The organism is Natrinema sp. 1APR25-10V2 (assembly GCF_031626495.1).
Taxonomy (GTDB): Archaea; Halobacteriota; Halobacteria; order Halobacteriales; family Natrialbaceae; genus Natrinema.
Window position 1 is genome coordinate 199,310 of the sequence record NZ_JAMQOJ010000002.1, and the last position, 23,352, is coordinate 222,661.

The 23,352-nt window shown below is 54.6% G+C and carries 18 protein-coding genes, 1 tRNA gene and 2 pseudogenes; 9 read left to right on the forward strand and 12 right to left on the reverse strand.

Annotation, left to right across the window (positions count from 1 at the left end; translation table 11 throughout):
- The first annotated feature begins 176 nt into the window (after positions 1-176).
- Positions 177-2,390 (forward strand): MEDS domain-containing protein, encoded by a 2,214-nt coding sequence (locus tag NDO75_RS06740; protein ID WP_310905383.1) that lies wholly within the window; start codon positions 177-179, stop codon positions 2,388-2,390.
- A gap of 283 nt (positions 2,391-2,673) precedes the next feature.
- Here the strand turns inward: NDO75_RS06740 and NDO75_RS06745 are convergent, their stop codons facing one another.
- Positions 2,674-3,705: a PAS domain-containing sensor histidine kinase gene (locus NDO75_RS06745; RefSeq protein WP_310905385.1), complete on the reverse strand. Its 1,032-nt coding sequence runs from the start codon at positions 3,703-3,705 to the stop codon at positions 2,674-2,676.
- Positions 3,706-3,859: 154 nt separating this feature from the next.
- Between NDO75_RS06745 and NDO75_RS06750 the strand changes: the two genes are divergently transcribed.
- Positions 3,860-4,840: an ATP-binding protein gene (locus tag NDO75_RS06750; protein ID WP_310905386.1), complete on the forward strand. Its 981-nt coding sequence runs from the start codon at positions 3,860-3,862 to the stop codon at positions 4,838-4,840.
- 345 nt (positions 4,841-5,185) lie between these two features.
- Here NDO75_RS06750 and NDO75_RS06755 read toward each other — a convergent pair whose 3' ends face one another.
- Positions 5,186-6,439 (reverse strand): hypothetical protein, encoded by a 1,254-nt coding sequence (locus NDO75_RS06755; RefSeq protein WP_310905387.1) that lies wholly within the window; start codon positions 6,437-6,439, stop codon positions 5,186-5,188.
- Positions 6,440-6,886: 447 nt separating this feature from the next.
- On the opposite strand from NDO75_RS06755, the gene NDO75_RS06760 reads away from it, so the two are divergent.
- Positions 6,887-7,249 carry a hypothetical protein gene (locus NDO75_RS06760; protein WP_310905388.1) on the forward strand — a complete coding sequence of 121 codons (363 nt, stop codon included), beginning with the start codon at positions 6,887-6,889 and terminating at the stop codon, positions 7,247-7,249.
- An 88-nt stretch (positions 7,250-7,337) separates the two neighbouring features.
- Here the strand turns inward: NDO75_RS06760 and NDO75_RS06765 are convergent, their stop codons facing one another.
- Together NDO75_RS06765 and NDO75_RS06770 are read right to left on the reverse strand one after the other, a co-directional pair.
- Positions 7,338-9,107 carry a PAS domain-containing protein gene (locus tag NDO75_RS06765; protein ID WP_310905389.1) on the reverse strand — a complete coding sequence of 590 codons (1,770 nt, stop codon included), beginning with the start codon at positions 9,105-9,107 and terminating at the stop codon, positions 7,338-7,340.
- An 81-nt stretch (positions 9,108-9,188) separates the two neighbouring features.
- On the reverse strand, positions 9,189-9,482 hold the full coding sequence (locus NDO75_RS06770; RefSeq protein WP_310905390.1) for a HalOD1 output domain-containing protein: 294 nt from the start codon (positions 9,480-9,482) through the stop codon (positions 9,189-9,191).
- 144 nt (positions 9,483-9,626) lie between these two features.
- Between NDO75_RS06770 and NDO75_RS06775 the strand changes: the two genes are divergently transcribed.
- Positions 9,627-12,086 (forward strand): MEDS domain-containing protein, encoded by a 2,460-nt coding sequence (locus NDO75_RS06775; protein WP_310905391.1) that lies wholly within the window; start codon positions 9,627-9,629, stop codon positions 12,084-12,086.
- An 11-nt stretch (positions 12,087-12,097) separates the two neighbouring features.
- On the opposite strand, the gene NDO75_RS06780 is transcribed toward NDO75_RS06775, so the two are convergent.
- A complete protein-coding gene (locus NDO75_RS06780; protein WP_310905885.1) occupies positions 12,098-12,388 on the reverse strand; it encodes a HAMP domain-containing sensor histidine kinase in 291 nt (96 codons plus the stop codon).
- Positions 12,328-12,672 (reverse strand): histidine kinase dimerization/phospho-acceptor domain-containing protein, encoded by a 345-nt coding sequence (locus NDO75_RS06785; RefSeq protein ID WP_310905886.1) that lies wholly within the window; start codon positions 12,670-12,672, stop codon positions 12,328-12,330. The genes NDO75_RS06780 and NDO75_RS06785 overlap by 61 nt, the downstream gene beginning before the upstream one ends.
- A gap of 312 nt (positions 12,673-12,984) precedes the next feature.
- On the opposite strand from NDO75_RS06785, the pseudogene NDO75_RS06790 reads away from it, so the two are divergent.
- From NDO75_RS06790 to NDO75_RS06805, 4 genes and pseudogenes are all read left to right on the forward strand, one after another.
- Positions 12,985-13,661, forward strand: a pseudogene (locus NDO75_RS06790) (IS6 family transposase).
- 67 nt (positions 13,662-13,728) lie between these two features.
- Positions 13,729-14,376 (forward strand): hypothetical protein, encoded by a 648-nt coding sequence (locus NDO75_RS06795; protein WP_310905392.1) that lies wholly within the window; start codon positions 13,729-13,731, stop codon positions 14,374-14,376.
- Positions 14,377-14,689: 313 nt separating this feature from the next.
- Complete coding sequence (locus NDO75_RS06800) at positions 14,690-15,346, forward strand: HAD family hydrolase (RefSeq protein WP_310905393.1); 657 nt, start codon at positions 14,690-14,692, stop codon at positions 15,344-15,346.
- 363 nt (positions 15,347-15,709) lie between these two features.
- Positions 15,710-16,582, forward strand: coding sequence for a universal stress protein (locus NDO75_RS06805; RefSeq protein ID WP_310905394.1), 873 nt, complete (start codon positions 15,710-15,712; stop codon positions 16,580-16,582).
- A 531-nt stretch (positions 16,583-17,113) separates the two neighbouring features.
- Here NDO75_RS06805 and NDO75_RS06810 read toward each other — a convergent pair.
- From NDO75_RS06810 to NDO75_RS06830, 4 genes and pseudogenes are all read right to left on the reverse strand, one after another.
- Positions 17,114-17,401, reverse strand: coding sequence for an amphi-Trp domain-containing protein (locus NDO75_RS06810; protein WP_310905395.1), 288 nt, complete (start codon positions 17,399-17,401; stop codon positions 17,114-17,116).
- A gap of 1,048 nt (positions 17,402-18,449) precedes the next feature.
- Positions 18,450-19,556: pseudogene (locus NDO75_RS06815) on the reverse strand (site-specific integrase).
- Positions 19,557-19,991: 435 nt separating this feature from the next.
- Positions 19,992-20,066 (reverse strand) — tRNA-Glu (locus NDO75_RS06825).
- Positions 20,067-20,166: 100 nt separating this feature from the next.
- Positions 20,167-21,423, reverse strand: a complete 1,257-nt coding sequence (locus NDO75_RS06830) for a hypothetical protein (RefSeq protein ID WP_310905399.1) — start codon at positions 21,421-21,423, stop codon at positions 20,167-20,169.
- Between the two features lie 167 nt (positions 21,424-21,590).
- Here NDO75_RS06830 and NDO75_RS06835 point away from each other — a divergent pair, with 167 nt between their 5' ends.
- Positions 21,591-22,169, forward strand: coding sequence for an MBL fold metallo-hydrolase (locus tag NDO75_RS06835; RefSeq protein ID WP_310905400.1), 579 nt, complete (start codon positions 21,591-21,593; stop codon positions 22,167-22,169).
- 14 nt (positions 22,170-22,183) lie between these two features.
- Here NDO75_RS06835 and NDO75_RS06840 read toward each other — a convergent pair whose 3' ends face one another.
- Positions 22,184-23,014: an ATPase gene (locus tag NDO75_RS06840; RefSeq protein ID WP_310905402.1), complete on the reverse strand. Its 831-nt coding sequence runs from the start codon at positions 23,012-23,014 to the stop codon at positions 22,184-22,186.
- On the reverse strand, positions 23,011-23,277 hold the full coding sequence (locus tag NDO75_RS06845) for a DUF5827 family protein (RefSeq protein WP_310905404.1): 267 nt from the start codon (positions 23,275-23,277) through the stop codon (positions 23,011-23,013). Before NDO75_RS06845 ends, NDO75_RS06840 begins: the two co-directional genes overlap by 4 nt.
- Positions 23,278-23,352 lie beyond the last annotated feature (75 nt).

Sequence of the window (23,352 nt, forward strand, 5' to 3'; positions counted from 1 at the left end):
AACAGTGGGTAGTAGTTCAGTTTCTTTATTCAATCTGAGTCGTGAATATGTATCGGTTGATTCGGTACGTACAGATGCATATCGAACACGAGACTATAGTCAGCAGAAACCCACCGATGGATCAGTAGTCACATTCAGGCGCGATACCTTTTACCATGAGGGGCCTTCAACTCGTAATGAGTTACCCCGAGGACTATGCCACGGCTGCAGAACAGGAGCTGACGTCGGTGCTTCAGTCCTTACGGCAGTTCCCCCGATCTCATGAATCAGACCTGCTCACTGAGCATGAGCAGGGGATCGGCCATTTCGCATCAATCCACGAAAACGCGGAGGATCGATTCGTTCCTGTTGTTTCCTTCATCTCCCATGGTCTTGAGCGAGACGAACAGATCCTCTGTCTAACCACCGATGAATTGAGAGAAAACCTCTTGACGGCGATGCGTGCTGGCGGTATCGATGTTGACATCGCACTCGATTCAGGGTCGCTCTCGGTCGAGCCGATTTCGGAGATTTCGTCCGAAGAAACCCCGGGTGAGACTACCGTGCCTGTGAAGCGACTGGAGCAAATTACCGAGGATACTGAAACGGATGAGGAAGTGCGGCTCATCACCCAGATGAGTGCCGTGTGTAGCGATGACCCGAATAGAGACGATATCGTTGACTATGAGCATCAACTCACCCATGCTTGTAAGGAGTTGGATGCAATCAGCCTCTGTCTCTACGACCGGACGCAGTTCCCATCGGCACTTCTCCGCGATGTGATTCGTCTTCACCCGTACCTGCTCACCGATACTACTGCCTCTCAGAACATTTACTTTGCACCACCTGACGACCTCATCGGTTTAGGCCAGCCTGAACGCCACGTCCAGCGGATGCTCGACACTGTACAGACGCTGACTGGGACGAAAACAACGCTCATGAAAAAGGAGGAAGCGCTCCAGCAGACTGACGAGCAACTTCGGCTGGCGCTCGAAGCCGGTGACCTAGGGATCTGGGAACTCGATCTACAGAGTGAAACGGCTCCCGTCCGTTCGCTTCGGCACGACCAGATCTTCGGGTATGACAATCCCCCCGACGACTGGGGGTTCGAGCACTTTCTCGAACACGTCCACCCCAGCGACCATGAGCGTGTCAAGCGGAGCTTCGACGCCGCCCTTGAGTCTGGCAACTGGTCGTTCGAATGCCGAATTGTTCGTGTAGACGGTGCTGAACGATGGGTTGCTGTCGATGGCGAAATCTACTACGACCGCGAGGGGACACCGATTAAGGCCATCGGTGTCATCAAAGATATCACCGAGCGTAAGGATCTTGAACGAGAACTGCGGACCGAGAAAGAACATTTCAGACTCGCACTCGAGAACTCGCCGTTCACCGCCTTTCGCCTCGACACCGACCTCCGATACACGTGGATCGGAAGTCCCCACGACGACTTCGATCCAGAGGGCATCATCGGCAAGCGCGACGATGAGCTGTTACCACCGGGGGCGGCGGAAACGGTTATGGAACCCAAACGCCGCGTCCTCGAGACTGGCGAGGGTGTCCGAGAGGAGTTGACCTACGAGTTGCCGAGCGGAACGGTCTCCTACGATCTTACGGTCGAACCACTCCATGACGAGTCTGGTGAAATTATCGGCCTTACCTGCGCCGCACTCGACATTACTGAGCGGAAGCAGCATCAGCGCGAACTTGAGGACACGATTTCACAACTTGAGGAGACCAACCAACGGCTCGAGCAGTTCGCCTACGCCGCTTCGCACGATCTCCAAGAGCCGCTGCGGATGGTCTCGAGTTACCTGCGCCTGATCGAGCAACGGTACGCCGACGCCTTTGACAAGGACGGCGAGGAATTCCTTAGCTATGCTATCAATGGGGCTGATCGGATGCGAGAAATGATCGAAGGGCTACTGGCATACTCTCGTGTCGAGACGGAAGGTGAACCGCTGGAACCAGTTGATCTTGAAACAGTCTTCGAGAATGCTTGCGAGGATGTGCAGGTGCAGATCGAGGAGTCGAACGCTGAAATCCAGAAGGAACACCTCCCTTGCGTTGAAGGTGACGCTAGCCAGTTACGGCAACTCTATCAGAACCTCTTGAGTAATGCGATCAAGTACAGCGGGGACGAACCGCCCCAGATTCACGTCGGCGCTGAGCGACGCGACGATTGGTGGCAGATCTCGGTTGCGGACGAGGGAGTCGGGATTGACCCTGATGAGCACGAGTATATCTTTGAAATCTTCAACCGACTCCATACTCGTGAGGAGCATCCCGGCAGTGGGATCGGCCTCGCGTTGTGCCAGCGAATTATTGAGCGCCACGGCGGCGAACTCTGGGTTAAGTCCGAACCCGGTCTGGGATCGACGTTCTCGTTCACCCTCCCAACCAGTGAGTGATTATGCTCTGTCAATCACCTGTATTCATCAGCGCGGTTGATCACGAATAAGCCATTGGGTAGGTCTGCGTAACTGAGCAGACTCGGTCGATGTACTGCAGAGTACGCTTTATCACCATAGAACTCCTTCCTATGGCAGTTATGGATGTTTCCTGTCCTGAGTGTCTGTCCACTCCCTGTGAGGTGATCACTCGGAAAATTCTCGATGAGGGGCTACAAACAACGTTTAAATGCGAGAACTGTGGCCATATCTGGGACGTGCTCTTTTGATCAGTACTATCTCTTTAGTAGATGATTTCAGGAAGCAAGAACCGGACGACATTTCCGCGGGGGTTGTTTTCTTCGAAGACGAGTTCGCCACCGAGCGCGTCAACACACCACTGCATTACCCACAGCCCGACACCAGAGCCGTGATATGTCGTACTCGCCGTGACTGGTTCCTTGAGAACGGTAGTCTCAACCTCCGGAATCGCTGGTCCAGTATCGATGACTCGGATCTCCCCCCGATCAGTTGTCTCCGTCACAACCACCGTGACGATGGGAGTCTTATGATCGGTATGGACGATCGCATTCTCAAGCGCGTGTTTCACTGCATATCGGAGACCTCTATCTGCATTTACTAACGTATTTGATCGAATATCGACAGTGAGTTCAACATCTAGGTACTGAGATCTAATCTCTGCGGCGGTCTCCTCCACTAGATCGCCGAGGTCCGTAGGTGACCGCTCTGTTGCGTCGGGTTCGGCAATCTCTTCGACTTGCCGAATAGAGTCACTCAATGTCCCAATCTCTGTGGCAATCTCTGAAATGGTCTCGACTTCGTCCTCAAGCGTCTCATCTTCGATGGCGCTCTTGAGTCGGTCAGCGTAGCCCATGAGCACGTTGGTCTCGTTTCGGAGGTTGTGCCGGACGACGCGGCTCAAAAGGCGGAGTCGTCGTTCCCGTGCCTTGTACTCCGTTATATCTCGGATTTCAGCAAGAACACACGGTGTCCCATCGATCATGGTCTGGTTGAGACAGACCTGAACCCAGACCAGTTCGCCAGTTGCCCGTTCGATCTGCCATTCGAAGACCTGCTCGTCTCCGTTGGCCGCGGCTCGAATCCGACGAAGCGCTTCTTTCTGTGAGAACCGAGTGGAAGTCGCCATAAAGTCCCCAACTTCCATTTCGCGCATGTTTGACCGAGAATAGCCATATAACTCTTCTAAGCGGGTATTGATATCGAGGATGCCGCCTGTTTCTGGCTCGTGCAATGTGACACCAACCTGCAGGTCATCGAAAACACGTGGCAGCCTCGTGGTGCTCATATCGGTCATAGCAATTACCAGAAAGTAAAATTATAAAAGGTCGAGAGCAGAGGAAGCGATTGCCTGTTGGTGAGTACCCATCATTTGAGTGGGATCTGTCCGGTATTTCAGGCCATCATCTTTAACATACGAAAAGTAATATTGGGAACTACTGACGCTATACATGGAAAGTACACACCCCCCACCAAATGGGCGACGAATTTTGATCGATAATTTTCCGAATGGGGTATTGGTCTTATTCGACGCTGATCTTTACTACCGGATCGTCGGCCCTGAGACGCTCCCATTTTCAGGCCGAAAGGCGAGGGATATGGTTGGCAAATACCTCTATGACCTCTTTCCCGAAGGGACTGCGGTCGAACTCGAGCCAAGACTCAACGCGACAATTAATGGGAAGTCCTGCTCGTTCGATATCGAATACGACGACCGGATTCACCATATTGAGACAAGACCAGCACGAATTGATGCGAACCCATACGGGGTACTGGTGACCCAAGAGGTGACTGAGGTTCGTCAGACTGCGGAGGAACTTGAACGCCAGAATAAACGCTTAGATCAGTTCGCAAGTATGCTCTCCCACGATCTTCGCAATCCGCTCTCGATCGCGCTCGGAGAACTTGAGCAGTACCGCGAAACCGGTGATGCCACGTACCTCGATGGGATTGAGGATGCGTTAGGGCGAGTTAATGATCTTATTGTAGATCTCACGGCACTCGCTCGATCTAGCATCCCGTCTCACGAGCACGAGCCGGTCTCGCTGGCAACAGTAGCTTGGAACGCTTGGGAGGTAATTGAGACTCGATCGGCGTCCCTCGAAACACAGGACTGCACAATCGTCGGTGATTGGAGTCAGTTACAGGCGCTCTTCGAAAATCTATTTAGAAATGCAATTGGCCACGGGGGAGTAGACGTAACTGTTCGAGTCGGCCCTGCGGGCGACGGCTTCTACGTTGAAGATACGGGGAAAGGGATCTCACTCGAGGACCGTGAGGAAGTGTTCAAGCACGGGTTCACGACGGGCTATGGTGGAAGCGGTGTCGGCTTGACAATTGTCAACCGAATCGCTACTGAACACGATCTTGAGGTTTCTCTCGCAGAAAGTGCTGAGGGAGGTGCTCGGTTCGAATTTCGAGATAGCGTATAATTGCCAGTGTGTACAAACTGAATACAGCGAAAACGCTCACCCTACCCTTAGCGATCACTACCTTCGCAAATCAGGCCAGATGTTGTGCGATATCCGTACTTTGTATCCAGCACGCTCGCAGAAACCTACCCAGTTTCTGTTAGAAGTCGCGTGCTGACTACAGAGGATGCATGTAACACCTCTCGTGAACTGAAGGCGTGAGCCATACGCCGCCAGCACCTCAAGACTCGTCTTGAGCAAGGCTTGTCTACGGGCCTGCTGGAACGCTCAGTTACTCTACACCACCCGTGCTGAACAGAATGTTGAATCAGGCCAAGCAGTGAGAGAGCAGTCAGCGGGAGAAAATCAGTTCACTGCTTTCGACAGTTCAGCTCCTGCCTTGAATTTTACCTCGTTCGACACTTGATCCGCGTTCACTAAGTGGAGAATCGGCGCATCCAACGCCACGTGCGTCACCACAATCCGCCCGCCACCATGACCATCAGCCGATCGTCCACCCGGCTTCTTGCGCCTGAAGCTGTCAACACTCTCTTTCTGACCCTCTGACAGCAGACCTGTCTTCACAAGCGTATCGACGGACCCGCTGACGACTTGCGAACCCTGCTCCTTGGAGAGCGAGCGCGCGATCCCGTCACCCAGCCCATCCCCATCCAGGTCCAAATCCCCGACGTCCACACCGATCACCTGCGGGACATCGGACGTCAATAGCACCGTCACCGAATCCTCGTACAGTGCAGCATCATCGATGATCCACCCACCTGTGTACACGAGCTGGTCATCACTCCGCCCACGCGTCACGAACAACAATGCCGGAAACGGGTGCGGACACTCTGGCGGCTGCACCAGTACCTGCGCGACCACGAACCCACCACTCATCGACGACCCCTCGGTCGTCCGAGCCCACACACCCGGTCCACACGGGTCATCACTCACCATCGCCGCACACGTCGTCGCCGACCCACCATCGGTCTCCGGCGGCGAATTCACCACCAGTACCGACCCGTCTCCAGAACGAAGCACCTCAAGCCTACCACTCGTCCCCGTCGGCCCCGTGATATCGGCCATCAAGTGAGGCGAAGTCCCACACACCGCTCCTGGGAAAAGGTCGTCGTCTTCATCATCACAATCACCCGACCCATCCGAAGCCGCCTTCGACGTCCCCCACGAGTACACCCGCCCACCAGCGTCAGACTTCCCCGTCATGTAATCAATGAATCGCTTTGGCGTTACCACCTCCGCGATACTCCCGTTCCCACTCGGAGCCTCCGCGTCAGGCAGGCAGACGGTAAACCGCTCAGCCACAACTGCATTCCCGCCCAGATACGCGAGAACCCGCTCCACCTCCTCGTCCGCGTCAGCCACACCATCCCCATCTGAGTCTCCGTCCGACGACCGCGTCCGGGGCTTGTTGCTCCGCGATGAGTTGTAGTCTGTCGCCATTATTGAGGACGACGTGACCCACCCCTCTAACTCGGCCTCGCCCGACAGCGTCGGAGTCAACCGACTCACGTGCGGCTCACCCAACAACTCCCCGACCGAGCTGCCCATCCCAGAGCCCGCGAACACCGCCGCAGGCGACGCCCCCGTGTTCGTCACCATCGACGCCACCCGATTCAGACATCCACTCAGCCCGCCAGCTACAACGAAACCGCTTGCTGTGAGTAGTTTTCGGCGTGTAATGGTAGCGGGTGTTATAGCAGCCGGGAGACTATCACTTCTTTGTGAATTCATCATCAAGCAGTAGAAGCGGTATACCGTCATAACCTTTCTCAGGCTACAAAATACAAATATATGTGCTGGTGGCCTGCTCGCGCTCTGTATTCAGCACGGCTAAGATCATCTGCTCAGATTCTGTCAGAACACGGTTGATGGATACAGAGGATAAGTCCAGCACAACGAATCCGTTTGTTTCACGCCGAGACCGGTGAACCACTCGCTCACTACACCTTGCGTACTGAACATATCCTAAGAATGTAGCGAGCATGTGCAAGCATACCAATATGGTTAGACAGTACCGCTTTCGCCCTTAGAGACGTTATTTCAGATATGATGGATCAGATGGAGGCATTTCGTATCCTTGCCAGCGCAGACCGTCAGTTGGTACTCCACGAGTTAGTAGAAAGGGATGAAACAAGCAGTATAACGGAACTCTCACGAGAGGTGGCTTCTCGGCGACATCAAATCTCTTCCCAAAAAATCAGCGATACAACGGTTGAACGTGCCCATATCCGATTGGTCCATGGATCCTTGCCACTGCTACGAGAGAAAGGAATCATCAACGTGAATTGGGAGGAGAATAAAGTTTCACTTGCCAGTAAACCAGAAGTCGAGCAACTGTTTGATGCTGCTGAAGAGTTAGAAAATTGGCCTCCAGATGATTTACTGGACCATCCATCTCGTAGTACGTAATTGCCCTATACTGAACACGGGTTTCGTGTTTAACTCTGGATAAAGAAACGTATTACCAACTACTACTAATTAAACGCAGCCAGCACGATCACTGGTGATTCCCGATTGCCTCCTTGGCGTCCAAAAGCATCAGTGTGATCTCATTGCCACCGGACGGATGCTCTGTGACGCTGATGATGCCACCAGACAGTGTAACAATCCACTGAACAAGCCACAGGCCGAGTCCACTCCCATGACGAAGGGGTGTCTCACCTTCACCCAGAAGTACCGTCTGTTCTTGCTCAGTAAGTAGTGGTGCCGAATCGATGACCGAAATCTGAACAACCGGCCAGTCTTCCCCCGCAGGATGAAACTGCTGAACCCCCCGCTCTGTTGCCACCGTGATTGCCGGACAGGAAGTCTCAGCATGCTTAATGCCGTTCTCAAGCAGTTCCTCAACCGCAACCGCAAGGGCACCTGAGGCGATAACAGACAGACCATCTGGAACTTCTGTTATAATCTCCGCATCGGGATAGGTACAACTGACGGCGTCAATAGCAGTCGCAGCAGCTTGCCTCACCGAGATAGCAGTGGGTTCGAAGTGCTCGTGGTCAAGCACGGCATCAATATCACGGGCTCGTTCGGCGATCTGAAGGAGTTCCGTCCCAGATTCGAGTATCGGGGTGATTTGGTCTTCCGCGAGTGCGGAGTTCTCTTCAAGCAATGAGGCCTGACCCAGGATGACGTTCATACCATTTCGCAGATTGTGGCGCAACACCCGATGGAGTAACTCCACACGCCGTTCCTCTTCAATTCGAGTTGTGATGTTCTGGTGGAAGCTGATGAAATGCGTGAGCCTCCCTTGTGGCTCAAACACTGGTGCAATCTGAACTTGGTTCCAAAAGGGAGACCCGTCTTTCCGGTAATGCACAATCGCAATTGAGATCGACTCGTGGGTATCGACAGCTGTCTGGATCTGTTGAATGGCCTCAGTGCGTGTTCGTGGACCATGGAGGAATCGACAATTGCGCCCCCGAACATCTGCCTCAGTATATCCAGTGAGTGTTTCAAAGCCTTCGTTCGCATAGACAATCGGATTGTCCGGCTGTTTGGGATCTGTGATCACAATCCCCAGTTCTGCCGTATCCATCGCTCGTGTCAGAAGTGTGCGACTCGTAATATCCTGAAGAAACACAGAGAGACCCATTTGGGATGGAACGGCAAGTATGTGAAACCAGGTTTCTAGCGGCTCATAGTAAATCTCAAATTCTATGTTCTCCCCCGTATCCTTTGCATGTCTAAATTCCTCAGGAACAATTGTCTCTGTGACTTCGGGGAATACCTCCCAGAGCGTACATCCAAGTAAGTCGTCTGCAGATTGTTGAAGTAACGTTTCAGCAGTTTTGTTCACGTATGTAAACCGCCAGTCATCGTCGAGTGTGTAGAACCCATCCGTGATTTGATTGAGAATCTCCTTGGACTGATCGTGAGTGTGTTCTTGTCCAGTATGGAGATACAGAATAACTTGCTGGATTGTCTCCTGAACACGACCAGAGACGTTAGAGCGGTGTATCGGAACAGTTGCTGTCACCTTCGATCGAGAGGTCTCAGTAAGCGATGTGCTCTCATCGCCAACTAGGGCGATTACTGGGAGAAGTGGCTTTTGTTGTCGCACTTGCCGAAGGAACTGGTTAGTACCCGTGTCGGTGAACCCACACCTGAACAGAAGCATATCAATTGATTCCTCCTCAAGAAAAGCGAGCGTCTGAGTTTCAGTTTCTGCCCTAAGAACCTCGAATTTGGCCTCCTGATCGAGTGTTTGGAGAAGATCACTCTGGACGGGTTCACCAACCGCACAGAGCAGGGTAAGAGAATTCATTTCATCATCGTTTCTTGAATAAGCATTAGTAGTTAGTCTTTCTCAACCCGATAGCTTGGGTGCAGCCATTCTCTTTCCATCTTAGTCGTCTGCCTCTCGAACCAGATACGTCTCTTCAGACGTCACCTCAACTACTCCTGACGCATGAACGCGCACATCATGCTCTCCAAATGCGAAGACAAGTTCTCCTTCACCACGTTGAGCATCTGACCCACGAAACAGATCGGCTAGCGCATCCGGATCAATCACATCAGCAAGTTTTGGACTCAACTCATCTGGGTCAACCTGCTTCGCTTCCGCAATAGCATTCACCACCGCGACCGGAAGCGCCTCAGAGTCGGCCTTTCGCATAATCGGTTGCTCTCCCGAATCCATTGCTGCAATCAACCGACTGCCGTTATATACGGTTTATAGCTATCAATATGTGCACCCGCCATATGTCGGGCCTATCAATATGGCCCTGCCTCTTTTCCCAGTCGAACGATTCCAGTCTTCTGAACGAGTCCCCTCCGCCTCACTATGACTAACACCTCGAATTCAGACACGGATACGGAGAATCAGCCGGTGACACCCTCTGAAATGCACGCCCCGACCGAGCAGCCACCCCCCACGCACGAGCCAGGGCCAGAGAATCATCTCGCATTGATTTACGAAACGTTCGACGAACAACTCGCGGCTGCGGTTCCCTTTGTCCGCCAAGGTCTCGAACAGAACGACCGCGTCATGTACGTCGCTGATGAGAACACGGAAGACGAACTCATCACCGCGTTCAAAGGAGCCGGTATCGATGTCGATGCTGCACGTGATTCAGGCGCGCTCTCATTTCAGACCCCCGCCGACCTCTACCAGCAGTCCGACGAATTCGACGTCGACGAAATGATCGATCTCATCGATGAGACTGCCCATGATGCGGTTGAAAACGACGAATACAACCGGTTTCGAATGGTAGCCGAAATGACGTGGTCCCTCACTGATGACAGTGAGACACTTGACAACCTCGTCAAATACGAAAATAAACTGAACAACTATTTCCCCGATCTCCCTGCTATCGGCCTCTGTCAGTACAATCGAACACGGTTCTCATCTGAACTGCTTCACGATATCATCCGGGCACATCCGCATCAAGTGTACAACGCCACAGTTACACAGAATTTCGCGTACCTGCCACCCGAGGAATTCTTCGAAGCCGAGACACCCACAATGGGTAGTGAAGAATTCGTTGAGACGCACCTTGACCGCGTGCGAACACGTGGAAAACTTCAGGAGCGCGACCGGAAACTGTCGGAACTTGCCGAGTCCAGCCGAGAACTGCTGCACGGGGACACAGAGGAAGTCGTCGATCAGGCAATTGCTACACTCAATAGCGGGATCTCTCCATCGCTTACAGCAGTGTTTTTCTACGATGAACAGTCTGACTCGTTACAGCCAGAGTCAGTTGCCCTTTCTACAGCAGACGATGCTGATACTGTCTCACTTCCCGATAACTATGTGGATCTTCTTTGGGACGTGTTCGTCGCTGACGAAGAACGGGTCTTCCAGAACTTCCAGTCGGAGACCGAACTGCCGGCACTAAATACGGTTCTTCAGAGCGGGATGGTATTCCCCCTTGATCGGCATGGCGTATTGTTCGTCGGGTCTACACATGCGGGCGCATTCGACGAGAGGAATATCGAATTCGCACAGACTGTCGCACGGTCGACGCAGGCCGCGCTGGAGCGGGCTGAGCATGAACGCATGCTCGAGAAACGGAACGAACAGCTGCGTCATCTGAACCAAATCAATCAGACGATTCGTCAGATTGACCAAGCACTCGTCCAGGCGTCGAGCCGTGAGGAAATCGAAACGATCGTCTGTAAGCACTTGGCTGAGACTGAGTCGTATCGATTTGTCTGGATTGGTGATCGTGATCCGCTTACCGAGACGTTCATCCCACAGCAGTGGGCAGGCGATGGGAACCCATATCTCGACGAACTGTACGCATTAACCGATGTAGATGGTGACAATACGGACTCCAGTACGCAGGACGTTATCGATAGTCCGTCTCGACGAGCCCTCAAGTCAGACGAGGTCTATGCCGTTCCCAACGTCTTGACGACCACAGAATTCGAGACATGGCGTCGTGTTGCTCTTGCGAATGGGTTCTATTCGGCTCTGAGCATCCCACTTGTTCACAGCAGTACTGAGTACGGTGTGCTGAACGTGTATGCGGATGAGCCAAACGCAATGACCGAGATGGAACAGAACGTCTTGGAAGAACTCGGTGCGACAATCGCCCATGCGATTGATGCTGCTGAGACAAGGGCGAGCCTCCACACCTCTCAGTTCACCGAAGTCGGTCTCCGAATCACGGACTCGCAGAGCCGGCTTCGCCGGCTAGCGAACCAGATTGAGGGCGACTTGGAGATAAACACAGTCTTGCCGGAAACAGATGATGGATTACAGTTGTTCTTCACGGTCTCTGATGTTCCGGGGGAGACGGTACTCACTACTGCCGAGAAATCGCCAAGTGTGACCACAGTTCGTCAGATTGCGGAGCGGGATCAGGGAACGTTGTTCGAAGCTGTGGTCGATGTGGAATCTGGTATTCCGATGATGATGGAACAGTTTGATGCTTCAGTCACACATCTTAGTGCGACCGAAGAGGCCGTTAAGGCGATCGTGGCGCTGCCACAGAGAAACGATGTCAGTACGTTCGTTGACCAATTCAAGGATGTCTACTCGGACACAACGGTAACGTCGGTTCAGCGCGTCACGCAGTCGGTAGAGACGGCGGAATCGTTCTATGCCGATATCGAGGACACATTGACTGACCGGCAGTTAGAGGCGCTGCAACTTGCCTATCATAGCGGCTACTTTGAGTGGCCTCGAGAAAGCTCGGCGACAGAGGTTGCCGAGTCGTTAGGCGTGACACAGCCAACGTTCAATGGCCATCTTCGAGCAGGACAGCGGAAACTCTTCTCCATGCTCTTCGATGAGTAAACACCATCTCCCTACGGCTCCTTCTTGAATTCAAACCGTGCGCCGCCCTCTGGACTGTCGGTAAGTGCGATACTCAGATCGTGACCGGTGGCGATCCGACTAACAATCGTCAGCCCGACTCCACTCCCACCATAGCCCGTCGTAAATCCATGCTCAAACACCTGCTCCTGTTTCTCTGGCGGGATTCCGTCACCCGTATCCTCAACGTAGAAACCACCATCGAGAGGACCAACTCGAACAGTTACATCCTCGCCACCATGACCGATCGCGTTTCGAAACAGATTTTCAAAAAGTGCCGCAATTGACTCCGATCACCAAGAAGTGTGGACCCTCGCGTTTCTATGGACGCTGATCGGGTTTCAATTCCATCCCATGCATCTTGTGCAACCGCCGAGAGCGACACCGACTGGTGTTCCTGTGCCGGTGTAGTGGATCGGGCCAGTGCTGTGAGATCTACGATTAGCTCCTCGAGTCGTTCTAAGGAGTCTTCGATCCCATCTAAGCAGGTGTCATCGCCTGTCGCTCGATACTGCTCGAGCTCTCCGGAGGCGACTGCTAACGGGTTCCGAAGATCGTGGGACACCATACTTGCAAATTGATCAAGACGCTCGTTTTGGCGCTCAAGTTCCTCCGTTGCCTGCCGGACATCAGTCACTTCCTGTGTGACTAACACACCATACGGTTCTCCATCAAGATGTACTGTCCGTGTCTCAATGTGGTGTACTCGTTCGTCATACTCAACATCAAATGAACGTGTCTTCCCTTCTATCGTCGCTCGGAGGTTCGGCTTCAGGAGTGCGACCGTCTCTTCAGGGAAGAGATCTGAGACATGCTTGCCAACGGCACCGTCTAGTTAGGGCGGTTTGAGAAACGAGCAGGTCGTAGAGCTAGTTTGGCTATGACGCTCGCAGACCTGCTCAGCGAGTGCTACGCGGCGGAATTTGATGAAGCTTGGGAGCGTGAGCGGACGGCGACGCCCGTCAGGGTGTTCGCCGTCCGTCTTCACGCGACCGGGTGTTCGCTTCGAGAGACACAAGCAATTCTTCGCTTGATCGGTGTAGAACGCACTCATCAAGCAATCTGGCACTGGGTACATGGCTGGCTGACAGCGTCCCAGACCCGCCGACGGCGCAGCCGTCGCGGGTCGCTATTAATAAAATTGCTGTCAAGATTAACGGAAAATGGTCTTGGGTATATGCTGCAATAGATTTAGACTCACGGCTGATTCTCGATGTCGCAGTGTTTGGACGGCGAGGCACCGATCCAGCCGCTGCATTCCTGCATAAATTGACCGAGAAACACGATCTCTCCGAGACGGTGTTTCTCGTTGATGGCTACGGCTATCTGACTGCCCTCTCTCGATTAGGGTTGAGCGGTCAACTCGACTACGGTGATCGAAACCTGATCGAAAAGTGGTTTCACACCTTCAAGATGCGAGTTGAGCGCTTCCATAATTCATGGGTGGGCAGTCGGGCGACCGTCAGAGAATGGATTGAACAGTTCGTACACCACTACAATACACAACGACCGCACCAATCACTTAACGGACAGATGCCAGCGGAGGTGCTAAACTAGACAGTGCCGCGTTCATCTATCAGTACTATCAACAGATGTTCAATCCCAGAGAGATTCCCTCGGAACGATGCAACGTCGCACGCTTCTCGGACTGGCCGCCAGCGCCGGGGTCGTCGGCGTCCTCGGAGCCAAAGCCGGGGTTGCCGACAAGCCCTCCATTCCACCAGCCACGTACGCCGAGGAGCCAGTACCTTCGACAGGTCAACGGAACAGCCCCGTCGTGGCCACCGACACGACGACGGCGGGAAGCAAGACGTACGGTACCGTTCGACAGTCCGCGTCAGTTCTTGACCTCGAATCGACAGATCGATACGCCCTCATTACCAAGTGTCAACTTATCCCAGGATCGAACTATGAGGCGAGGAACGGGTGGAAGACTGCCTCCCTGACGGTCGAACACGGCTGGAACTCAGGTTCTCTTGTCTCTCGCTCTGGAGACGTTGTTCCGGCTGACGATGGCAACGCCGACTCGAACCTTTACCTGGGAACTGACCGGTCGACGAGACGGTACCGGTGGCATCTGACGTTTGACGCCGCGACAGGGAATTCCCACACCTTTCGCTTCGCCACTATTGTGAACCATGAGGAGGCACCCGAGAAAGGTGATGCTCTCGTCAACGCGATGTTCGGTGCGGGCTTCACGAAGGGATTCCTCAGGGCCTCAGAACAGGACCTTGTGACGGCACGCCTCGTAATGCAGGGAACGAACAAGTAGAGCCGAAGTTGCCCACACAAATGCGTCGGGCAAACGACACCATGCACGTCTACCCCCGAGCGGTAGGTATCTCACCCGTATTGAGCGTTCGACCTTCCGCGTGGATCGCTCTCTGTCCGTGCCACATTCGCGCCCTGTATTTAGCAAGATCTGATCGAATTACCGAACTGCTGTCAAGGGGGGAGTGCTGAATACAGAGGATGTAGTCAGCAGGGGACACCCTTCATTCCAGACCACCAATGACAAAATAGCCGTTAGGTAGGTGTGCGCACATATCGAAACTCACTTTTCGAGAGACAGAGAGACGACTGTTATGACAACTACGGTGTATTTTGACCTTGACGGGACCCTTATCGACTACACCACCCCCTTCACAGAACTCTTTGCACAGACGGTCCCCACCGACGCCTCTGAGGAGATGGCTAACACATATTTTGAGCAGGTACTTTCAGGAATTACACAGGTGGAGGAAGATCCGTATAGGCGAGCGTTCGAGATCGTTCGTCAAGAGTACGATCTCGACGTGAATCCAGAGGCGATTGCGGCAACATACATCGAGAAAGAAGCCACTGCGACACATATTCGTCCTTCGGTACGACAGCTCGTGGAACGCGTCGCAACTCGGTGCCAGACCGGGATACTCACGAACGGTGACGGGCGCATGCAACGACGGAAGCTTGAGAAACACGGGCTTGCCGACCTTGTGGATACCGTCATCGTCTCGAACGAGGTCGGGTCACGGAAGCCAGAACAGGATATTTTCGAGGAAGCGAAGAAACGGCTCCCAGCGGAAACGTTCATCTATGTAGGAGATACATTCGAGGAAGACATTGTGCCTGCCCTTGAAGTCGGGTTTAGAACTGTCTACGTCGGCGAAGAATACCAGCCTGATGCACCAATCGCTGCCAGAGGAACAGAAGAATTGGCGAGACTTCTTCTTCCGCTGATCAGAGAAGACACTGTGAAGTAGGGCCTCTGTACTGAGCGATCACCGCTCTCGTAGGTCGGTCACGATCTCGTGCCGCATTCGCGCTGTGTATGCAGCACGCTCGCATAATATCCATCGAAGCTGGTAATTTCTCTAACTATCAGTTCCCCACCTGCCTAACGACTATTCTGGCAAGAAAGGTGTCGAGAAAATAGTATTTCAACAGAGCCTATTTGTTCAAAATCGCCCCTCTGACTTTCACGCATTCACGAACAGCGAACTCGTGCCGTAAGTACATGTACGTACTACCAGAGACGCGTGAGCGAAGTCACAATTTTTCTGTCCGCTTACCGTGAGGAGGCAAAATCATTAGGGACCTCTCATCATAGAATCCAAGGCTGAACTATGTACGAGGACATTTTACTTCCATTCGATGGAAATGACAGCGCAGCAGCCGTCCTCCACCATGCTGCCGAAATCGCCCACTGGGCCGACGCCACGGTTCACGTCCTTTTTGTCGCGGATACAACGCGTGATTCGGTGACTGTTATTAAGGGACAAACCGTGGACGCACTCCGCCAACAGGGGAAGGACATCGTCGCAGAAGCAGAAAAGACGCTCCAGACACTCGGTGTTGACTATGAGACAGATGTCGTTCAGGGTAATCCAGCACCGACGATAACTGAGTATGCTGAGCGATACGGGCATGACGTAATCGTAATGCCAACACATGGCCGTGAGGGGGTATCCCGCTATCTCATGGGCAGTATCACCGAGAAAGTGGTTCGTCTCTCGTCGGTCCCTGTATTGACAGCACGAATGCAACCCGATGAACAGTTTGCATTTCCGTACGAAGATATTCTTATCCCGACAGACGGGAGTAGAGGTGCGACTCGTGCGGCTGAACACGGGCTAACACTCTCATCGGCGCTTGACGCAACTGTCCATCTGCTGTCCGTCGTGGATGATGCCTCATTCGGCCTCGATGTCCGGTCAACTGCTTCGAGTGAAACTGGCGAGGCAGCCGCGCAGGAGGCTATTGACGACCTCGTTTCGGTAGCTGAGGAGTACGATCTCAGGGATATCGTCCACTCCATCGAGCACGGGAGCCCGGTGGAAGGCATTCTCGCCTGTATAGATGAAAACGAGATCGAGGCGGTTGTTATAGGGACGATCGGGCGGCGTGGGACCGACCGCGTTCTGTTAGGGAGCGTCGCAGAAAAGACTGTTCGGTCGGCACCAGTCCCGGTCATCACTGTTAGTGAATCTGAACAGTAGGACCTATCGCGCGGGTCCTCTGTATGCCGCAATAGCCGCTCTCCAGCAGGTCCAAAGAGGGCGTGCTGCTCGTCGAGTTTGTGACCGTGCGTCGGAGATCCAGTTCGATTTGAGTGTTCCAGAATGACCGAAGGTTATTGAGGAAAAGTGCGACCACTGGATTTGTCTCTTCTGCCTCATCGACCTATTTCCACCAGTCATCGGTTATGACGATATAGAGAGAAGAAACAGCGACTAACATACCGCCGAGTAAAGCCGTCGTATCTGGTGCTAATGTGTATGCAGCGGTCATGAGCCCAAGGCCGTATCCTATAAGTAGGATCGCCAGTACGGTGGGAGTCATCGCCTTGTCTGCCTGAAACGGTCGTTTGCTCTAGGAGAGAGTGGTTCTACAATCCTCATTTTCGTACTACTGTATATTTCCAACAGGCGTTAAAAATGTCGTCTACCGGGTTGCGTCAGTGGATAACCAAGGTACACCGCATGATGGAGACAGTCGTCTTAAGTGGTGGAAATCGAATGGATTACGATTCACTCGATTTCCAACTGGCCGCTCTTGCCGTCTCCCTCACTGCCGTTCTCGTCCCATTCGAGTTCGAACTCAACACTCAATTTACCGGGCCCGTCTGTTGGCCCCTCGCGTTCGGCTTTGACCTCAAACGTGGGGCGGGCTGGCGGTTCCATCGTCACGGACTCGGAACCAGATTTGAGCGTGACAGCATCGCCTTGTTCAAGTTTCTCAGCGACGCTGTGAAGATACGATGCGATTTCTTCTCGGGTTTGGCCACTCTCTGATTTGAACAGAACTTCTTCGGGCATACAGAGTACCAATCTACCCTTGCATCAATAAATGCCTGACCTGTACTGAGCACCACGTTCGTAGACCGGCCACAGTCTCGTGCCGCATTCGCGCCGTGTATGCAGCACGCTCGCAGAAACCTACCCAGTTTCTGTTAGAAGTCACGTACTGACTACAGAGGATGAGTTCAGTACGATGGTCTCGTTTCTTCCACGTCTAATCTAACGAACCAGCCGTTCCGTAGATCTGCGTACTGAACACCCAATTCGCTCTAAGGCGAGGCGGAAATATCCGCACAGCAATACTCTGTACAGAGGCGGGACTGATTACAGAAGCTTTCGGAACTTCCTATTTCCGCAGGAACAGGAACTGGTTCCGATTGGGCGGATTTCTCCCGATAATAATACCTTTGCGGCGTACACTGATCCGCAACGGTCACAAACGGCGACGACCCGCTTAGGATCGGCCATTGTGTTCACCCAGATTATTCTTACAGTCTCTGTCCCTTTTAGTCACCTCCCTCGCTATTTTGGCCGGTCAGTAGACACGGATGCTGAGCATAAAATCAGCTAATTCTGGTTGAATGAAAATCAGCAGTCACGATACTTCTTTCACCTGTACTTAGCGATCACCACCGTCGTAAATCAGGCCAGATGTTGTGCGACATTCGCGCGCTGTATGCAGCACGGCTGCTGAAACCTATCACCGATTGAGGGTTTCAACAAGGCCATACGAACAACATACGTTCCAAGCACAAAACCCAGCGCAGCTCTCATGAGAAATCATGGCACTGCTTTCTTCCAAGTTAATTCTTGAATAAATGAACCGCGTTACCAACTACTGTTACACCATTCACCTGTATTGATCGATCATAACCCTTCACAGATTGACTCTCAGTTCGTGTTACATTCGCGCCGTGTATCTTGCACGGCAGCGAGAACATCTATTGTAACTGGTAGAATGTCCAGTGGTAAGTACGCACACGTAGTTACCGAATCGCCTAATCCGTTTTCAGGAGATGTTTCTGAATAAAGAAATCGTATTACGGTCTACTGCTAAACTCGTATGTTAGCCCATACGGTCCAAGGCGTCCCGACGATCCTCAACTGGTGCTTGATCGTATTTCATCGTTGTCTGTTCACTCTGATGACGAAGTTGCATCTGTGCTGCTGCCAGTCCTTCTTCCCGTGTCATGTACGTCCCTACTGAATGTCGAATAGTGTACCAACTGATCGAACGGTTTGAGGTATCGATCTCTGCAAGGTCGCACAGTTGTTCGAGGAGATATTTGAGCGCGTGTGAGCGATACCCGTTCCCCTCGCGCGTCAGCCAGAGTGCATCCGTATCGTCATAATCTGGGTATGCGTCTCGCTCATCGAGCCAGTGATCGAGCATATCGGCTGTTCTGGAGTGGAGGCTCACAACCCAATTCTCCCTATTCTTGGAACTCTCGTCTTTGGGGATCCGCAGTACTTGGTTGCCGATATCGACCCAGTATGTACGCGCTCGTTCGACCTCGATCGGTCGTAAGCCCGTATCCAGACTCGTGGCCACGAGTGATGGAACCTTCCACCCGTTCGCATGATCCCAGTCACAGGCAGTCACTTCCGATTTCGGCTTCTCGAACCGCTGAGCGAGGTGCGCGCGCCATCGATCGCGTCCTGCCGGCGAGAGATCATTGTAACCGGGAATACTCCCGTACTCCAGAGTTGCGTCACGGAGTTGTCGCCGTTCTTCCCGTGTGAAAAAATCCTTCGGCTGACTGGCCGAATCCGACGTCGAAAACGTGATAGAGGGATCCCATTCGTCGATCCCGTGTTCGTGTGTACGCCACTTGAATAGCATCTGAACCGCTTTTTGATGATTCTATTTGTCCGCATTACTGGTATCACGGTAGGCGAGTTCTTTCATATAGGCGTCAGCATGCTCGTGCGTCGGTGCTGCAACGTAGCGATCCTCAGTGTTCCAGATCCACCGATAGAACATGTCCATGCGACTGGAGCGCGCTCTAACTGTCTCAAACGCGTACCCTTCTACGTGTTCGGGATCCTTGCCGAAATGAAGCAACCAGCGTAGACAGTTAGCTCGCTGGGTGCGGTAATCCGTGAGCTGTCGTTCATTAAGATACTCCTCTGCTGGACCTGTCACCAGCGTGATCCCGTCTAAATCACTCATCATGATCTGCCTCCTGATATCGAGTACAGCTCAAACCGATCGTTAGGAGTTCATCGGTTGCATCGATTTCTGCAAAGCCTGTGGTTTGCATTGATCGGTAAAAACCGTATAAAGTCGCTTTCACCGTGCGATTTCCCGTCTCTGCGTAGCTGATTTCAGCGTTTTCACGGGCGTCTTCTGGGTTTGTATGAGTACGCTGATACTCAGTGAGAGTCTGATTCGATGGTCGCGTTTTCTCCTTAGAAGTACCTGGCCGGAAAGAGCTTGACCCGTATTCGACCTAACTGAATCCGGCGAGTCTGGCTGTTGGGCAAGAGTAGCTCATCACCCGACTGCGATACGATACTCCGTTCCGAATTACGTGATTGCCCTGTGGCGACATTGGTAAACACCGGAAGCCACAGCTCAAAACCAGGAGACAGCGGAAGGAAGGAGTGCTCCGACAGGGATTCGAACCCTGGTCATTGCCGTGAGAGGGCAATATGATTGGCCGGACTACACCATCGGAGCGCACTTCGTCTGCATTCGATTGTTGCGCGGTACGATGTTTAAGGATTCCGTTTCGCCACGAGAGTGGCGCGCAGTACCACGAATCCGATCTCTGACAGGACTACTCGTCGAACGGCGATTTCGTCGCTTCGGGTTCGAATCCCTCGAGGCTAATGATGTTCTCGCGGCCGACCCGGAGTTTGCTGATGGTGCCGTCGTCTTCCATGTCCGAGAGGAGCATGCTGACCTTCGACTTCGACCAGCCGGTTTCTTCGACGATGTTGACCTGTTTCATTCGGCCGCCGTTTTCGCGGATGAGTTTCACGACGCGATCCTCGTCCGTCATCAGCTCCTCTTCCGACAGCGAGTCCGTTCCGGCGTTTTGGCCGGAAACGGCAGACGAGCCCGGTGATGACGCCTCTTCGCCTCCGGCCGCTGGTTCGCGACCGGTCGTCGATGCCGCCGATTCGGCCGCCGTATCGTCGTCGGTAGCTCCGAAGACGTTCCGCCGATACCAGACGACGGCCGCGAGAACGAGGACGACGACGACGAGGCCGCCAGCGAGGAACGGGACGGAACCCGCAACGGGTGACGATCCGTCCAATTCGTTGCCGCTTCCGGCGCCGGCTCCGGGACGATCGAACACCGCGCGCGGACGGCCGTCGACGAACTCCTGCTCCCCGTTCCAGCTGACCGAGTCGGCGTCCGCGAGCGAGCTGCCGGCGTACTGGCTGTCCGGTTCGACGGTCCGGAAGGTGAGGTCACCGCCGGCTTCGATCACGATTCGCTGATCGGGGCCGATGTAGAGGTCTTCGAAGACGTCACCGACGACGATGCGGTCGTCCTCGACGACGGCGAAGTTCGTCCAGAGGAACGACATCTCGACGACGCCCGTCGGAGTAAGCTGTTCTTCGATCCGGGCGGATCGGTGAAAGTTCGTCGCTTCCATCTCCCGGCCGGTCTCCTGGCTACCGGCCTGGGTCAGCAGTCGTGACTGGTTCCGAAAGCTATCGTAGAGTTCCGTCTGGTTGGCCTCGAACTCCTCGGCGAACGCGTTGAAGTTCTGTCGTGCCTCAGTCTCGTTCTCTCCGTTTCCGAACCGCTGTTCGTGACGGAACGTCCACGTCGCGCTCCCGTTTTCGTGAACGGTGATTTCGAACGTCGTCGTATCGACGTTCGAAACGAAATCCTGGCCCCGAACGGCACCGAACCCGGAGTCATCGAAGTCGGCCGTCCCGCCCCGTGTTTCGTCGGGAGCCGTTTCCATCGCGGTGGGGCCGGCCAGTCCAGACGGTGCGAGAACGGCTGATCCGCTAACGCCCACAACGGCTGCGAGGATGGCGAAAACGACGAGACCGACAGAGACCGGCCGATTCATTCGTCTACCCACTACGTGCCGGAGCTAAAAATCCTTGTGAATACTGGAACGGATACCAATACGGTTGCCTCACGGGTCATAAAGGGTACTCGAGGCCGTTTCGGGCTCGATTGGAGCGCCACGTCCGTGTCGACACCCACAAATCGATCGCCTGCATAGCGGCTGCCATGATCACTAATCTCGCGCAGGGCGTGCAGGCGTTTACGAGCAACGTCTTTCTCGTCGATGGCGACCGCCCCGTCATCGTCGATACTGGCGCGAACTTCGACGTCGTCGACGCCGTCCGGTCTCACGTCGACGACCTCGACGCGATTATTCTCACACACACCCACCGCGACCACGTCGGCAACCTCGAGGCGGTGAAAGACGCCTTCGACGTCGACGCCTGGGGGTACGACACCGCCATCGACGGCGTCGACCACGCTATCGCGGACGAGGAGACGGTCCAGTTGGGAGACTACGAATACGTTGCCCTCCATACGCCCGGGCACAAGAACGACCACCTCTGTTTCTACTCGGCAACCGCGGACGTGCTGTTCGCGGGCGACCTCGTGTTCCAGAACGGGAGCTTCGGCCGCACCGACTTAGAGGAGGGCGATCGGGACACCCTGATCGAGAGCATCGATCGCGTACTCGAGTGGATCGATCCCGACTTCGAGGCGATGCACACCGGCCACGGGCCGAGCGTCACGAACGATCCGTACGACCACGTCGAACTCTCGGCGCAGATGGCTCGCCAGATGTAGCGGGAGAGGCCCGGCTACACCCGTCCGGCGGCACCGAGCAGCGCGTCGTAGGCGTCCGCGTATTCGCGGGCGATCCGCGCGGGATCGTCCCGGTCGGCACCGCCGAGCGCCGGTAACCGAACGCGCTCGAGCGGATCGAGATAGTCGAGTACGTCGGATACGCGCTTTTCGATCGCGCCGTCTCTGGGACTCGAACTGGCAATCTCGCAAGCGCGACAGTAGCGTTCGCCGGAGTAGATTCTGGCGCGGCCGGGTTCGACGGCCGCGACGGCGGCGATCGACGCCGGGTCGAGCGAGGACAACGGGAGCGCGATGTCGCTGTAGGACTCGACGACGGCGATATCGGTCGCCTCGATCTCTGCGGCCAGCCGCTCGAACGCGGGGACGTACTCCCGCTCGGCGAGCTCGTTGAACTCGGCGACGGTCTCGACGGGAATCGCCTCCTCAAGCGGGAGCGCCTCAGCGACCGCGTCCGGCACGTCCGCCGCGGCGTTGCGAACGAACAGCGACTCGTCGGCCCCGCGGCCGACCCGATCGACGACGAATTCGCGGTCCGTCTGTCCGAGCAGCCCGCTGTCACCGCCGGGTGCGGGCCGCCAGAGCCGGTGGACGGGGTTCAGTCGTTCCGGGGGCCGGCCGCGGCCGTCGGCCGCCGAGAGCCGCGCCGCGTCCTTGCCGTAGAGCCGACCGTCGGCGAGCGCTCGCTGGCAGTCGTCCTGGTCGAACCAGAAGTCGTTACCGGCCCGGGGTTTGTAGCCGACCGCGCCGGTTCGCTTGAGCAGGCCGGTCGAAAAAGTCGTCTTGCCGGCGTCGACGCGGTCGGCACCGACCACGAGGAAGATCATTCTTTCAGACCGTAGTAGCCGGGTTCGTCCTCGTCGCGCGGCTCGGCGACGACAAGTTCGTCGGCGTTGGTCATGATCCACGGAATCGCCCAGTCGAGCAGGATGTCCTCGGTCTCGCGGTCGATGTCGGCGTCGGGCTCGAGGCCCTGTAGGAGCCGCGCAATCTCGTAGACGGTGTACATCTGATCGTCCTCTAGCAGCTCCGCGGGTGTGTAGAAGTCACACGGCGGCAGCGCGTCGAACTCCGATTTCGGTACGGGCATACGTCCTCGTACCCGCGGCCGACGCCTAAATCGTTCGTTCGCACTCGAGACGGGAACTACGTCCGTACACCGATG

What these genes read in the sequence shown, in the direction of transcription:
- NDO75_RS06740 (WP_310905383.1), top strand. Translation starts at nt 177, where the DNA reads ATGAGTTACCCCGAGGACTATGCCACGGCTGCAGAACAGGAGCTGACG.
- NDO75_RS06745 (WP_310905385.1), bottom strand. Translation starts at nt 3,705, where the DNA reads ATGACCGATATGAGCACCACGAGGCTGCCACGTGTTTTCGATGACCTG.
- NDO75_RS06750 (WP_310905386.1), top strand. Translation starts at nt 3,860, where the DNA reads ATGGAAAGTACACACCCCCCACCAAATGGGCGACGAATTTTGATCGAT.
- NDO75_RS06755 (WP_310905387.1), bottom strand. Translation starts at nt 6,439, where the DNA reads ATGGTGACGAACACGGGGGCGTCGCCTGCGGCGGTGTTCGCGGGCTCT.
- NDO75_RS06760 (WP_310905388.1), top strand. Translation starts at nt 6,887, where the DNA reads ATGATGGATCAGATGGAGGCATTTCGTATCCTTGCCAGCGCAGACCGT.
- NDO75_RS06765 (WP_310905389.1), bottom strand. Translation starts at nt 9,107, where the DNA reads ATGAATTCTCTTACCCTGCTCTGTGCGGTTGGTGAACCCGTCCAGAGT.
- NDO75_RS06770 (WP_310905390.1), bottom strand. Translation starts at nt 9,482, where the DNA reads ATGGATTCGGGAGAGCAACCGATTATGCGAAAGGCCGACTCTGAGGCG.
- NDO75_RS06775 (WP_310905391.1), top strand. Translation starts at nt 9,627, where the DNA reads ATGACTAACACCTCGAATTCAGACACGGATACGGAGAATCAGCCGGTG.
- NDO75_RS06785 (WP_310905886.1), bottom strand. Translation starts at nt 12,672, where the DNA reads ATGGTGTCCCACGATCTTCGGAACCCGTTAGCAGTCGCCTCCGGAGAG.
- NDO75_RS06795 (WP_310905392.1), top strand. Translation starts at nt 13,729, where the DNA reads ATGCAACGTCGCACGCTTCTCGGACTGGCCGCCAGCGCCGGGGTCGTC.
- NDO75_RS06800 (WP_310905393.1), top strand. Translation starts at nt 14,690, where the DNA reads ATGACAACTACGGTGTATTTTGACCTTGACGGGACCCTTATCGACTAC.
- NDO75_RS06805 (WP_310905394.1), top strand. Translation starts at nt 15,710, where the DNA reads ATGTACGAGGACATTTTACTTCCATTCGATGGAAATGACAGCGCAGCA.
- NDO75_RS06810 (WP_310905395.1), bottom strand. Translation starts at nt 17,401, where the DNA reads ATGCCCGAAGAAGTTCTGTTCAAATCAGAGAGTGGCCAAACCCGAGAA.
- NDO75_RS06830 (WP_310905399.1), bottom strand. Translation starts at nt 21,423, where the DNA reads ATGAATCGGCCGGTCTCTGTCGGTCTCGTCGTTTTCGCCATCCTCGCA.
- NDO75_RS06835 (WP_310905400.1), top strand. Translation starts at nt 21,591, where the DNA reads ATGATCACTAATCTCGCGCAGGGCGTGCAGGCGTTTACGAGCAACGTC.
- NDO75_RS06840 (WP_310905402.1), bottom strand. Translation starts at nt 23,014, where the DNA reads ATGATCTTCCTCGTGGTCGGTGCCGACCGCGTCGACGCCGGCAAGACG.
- NDO75_RS06845 (WP_310905404.1), bottom strand. Translation starts at nt 23,277, where the DNA reads ATGCCCGTACCGAAATCGGAGTTCGACGCGCTGCCGCCGTGTGACTTC.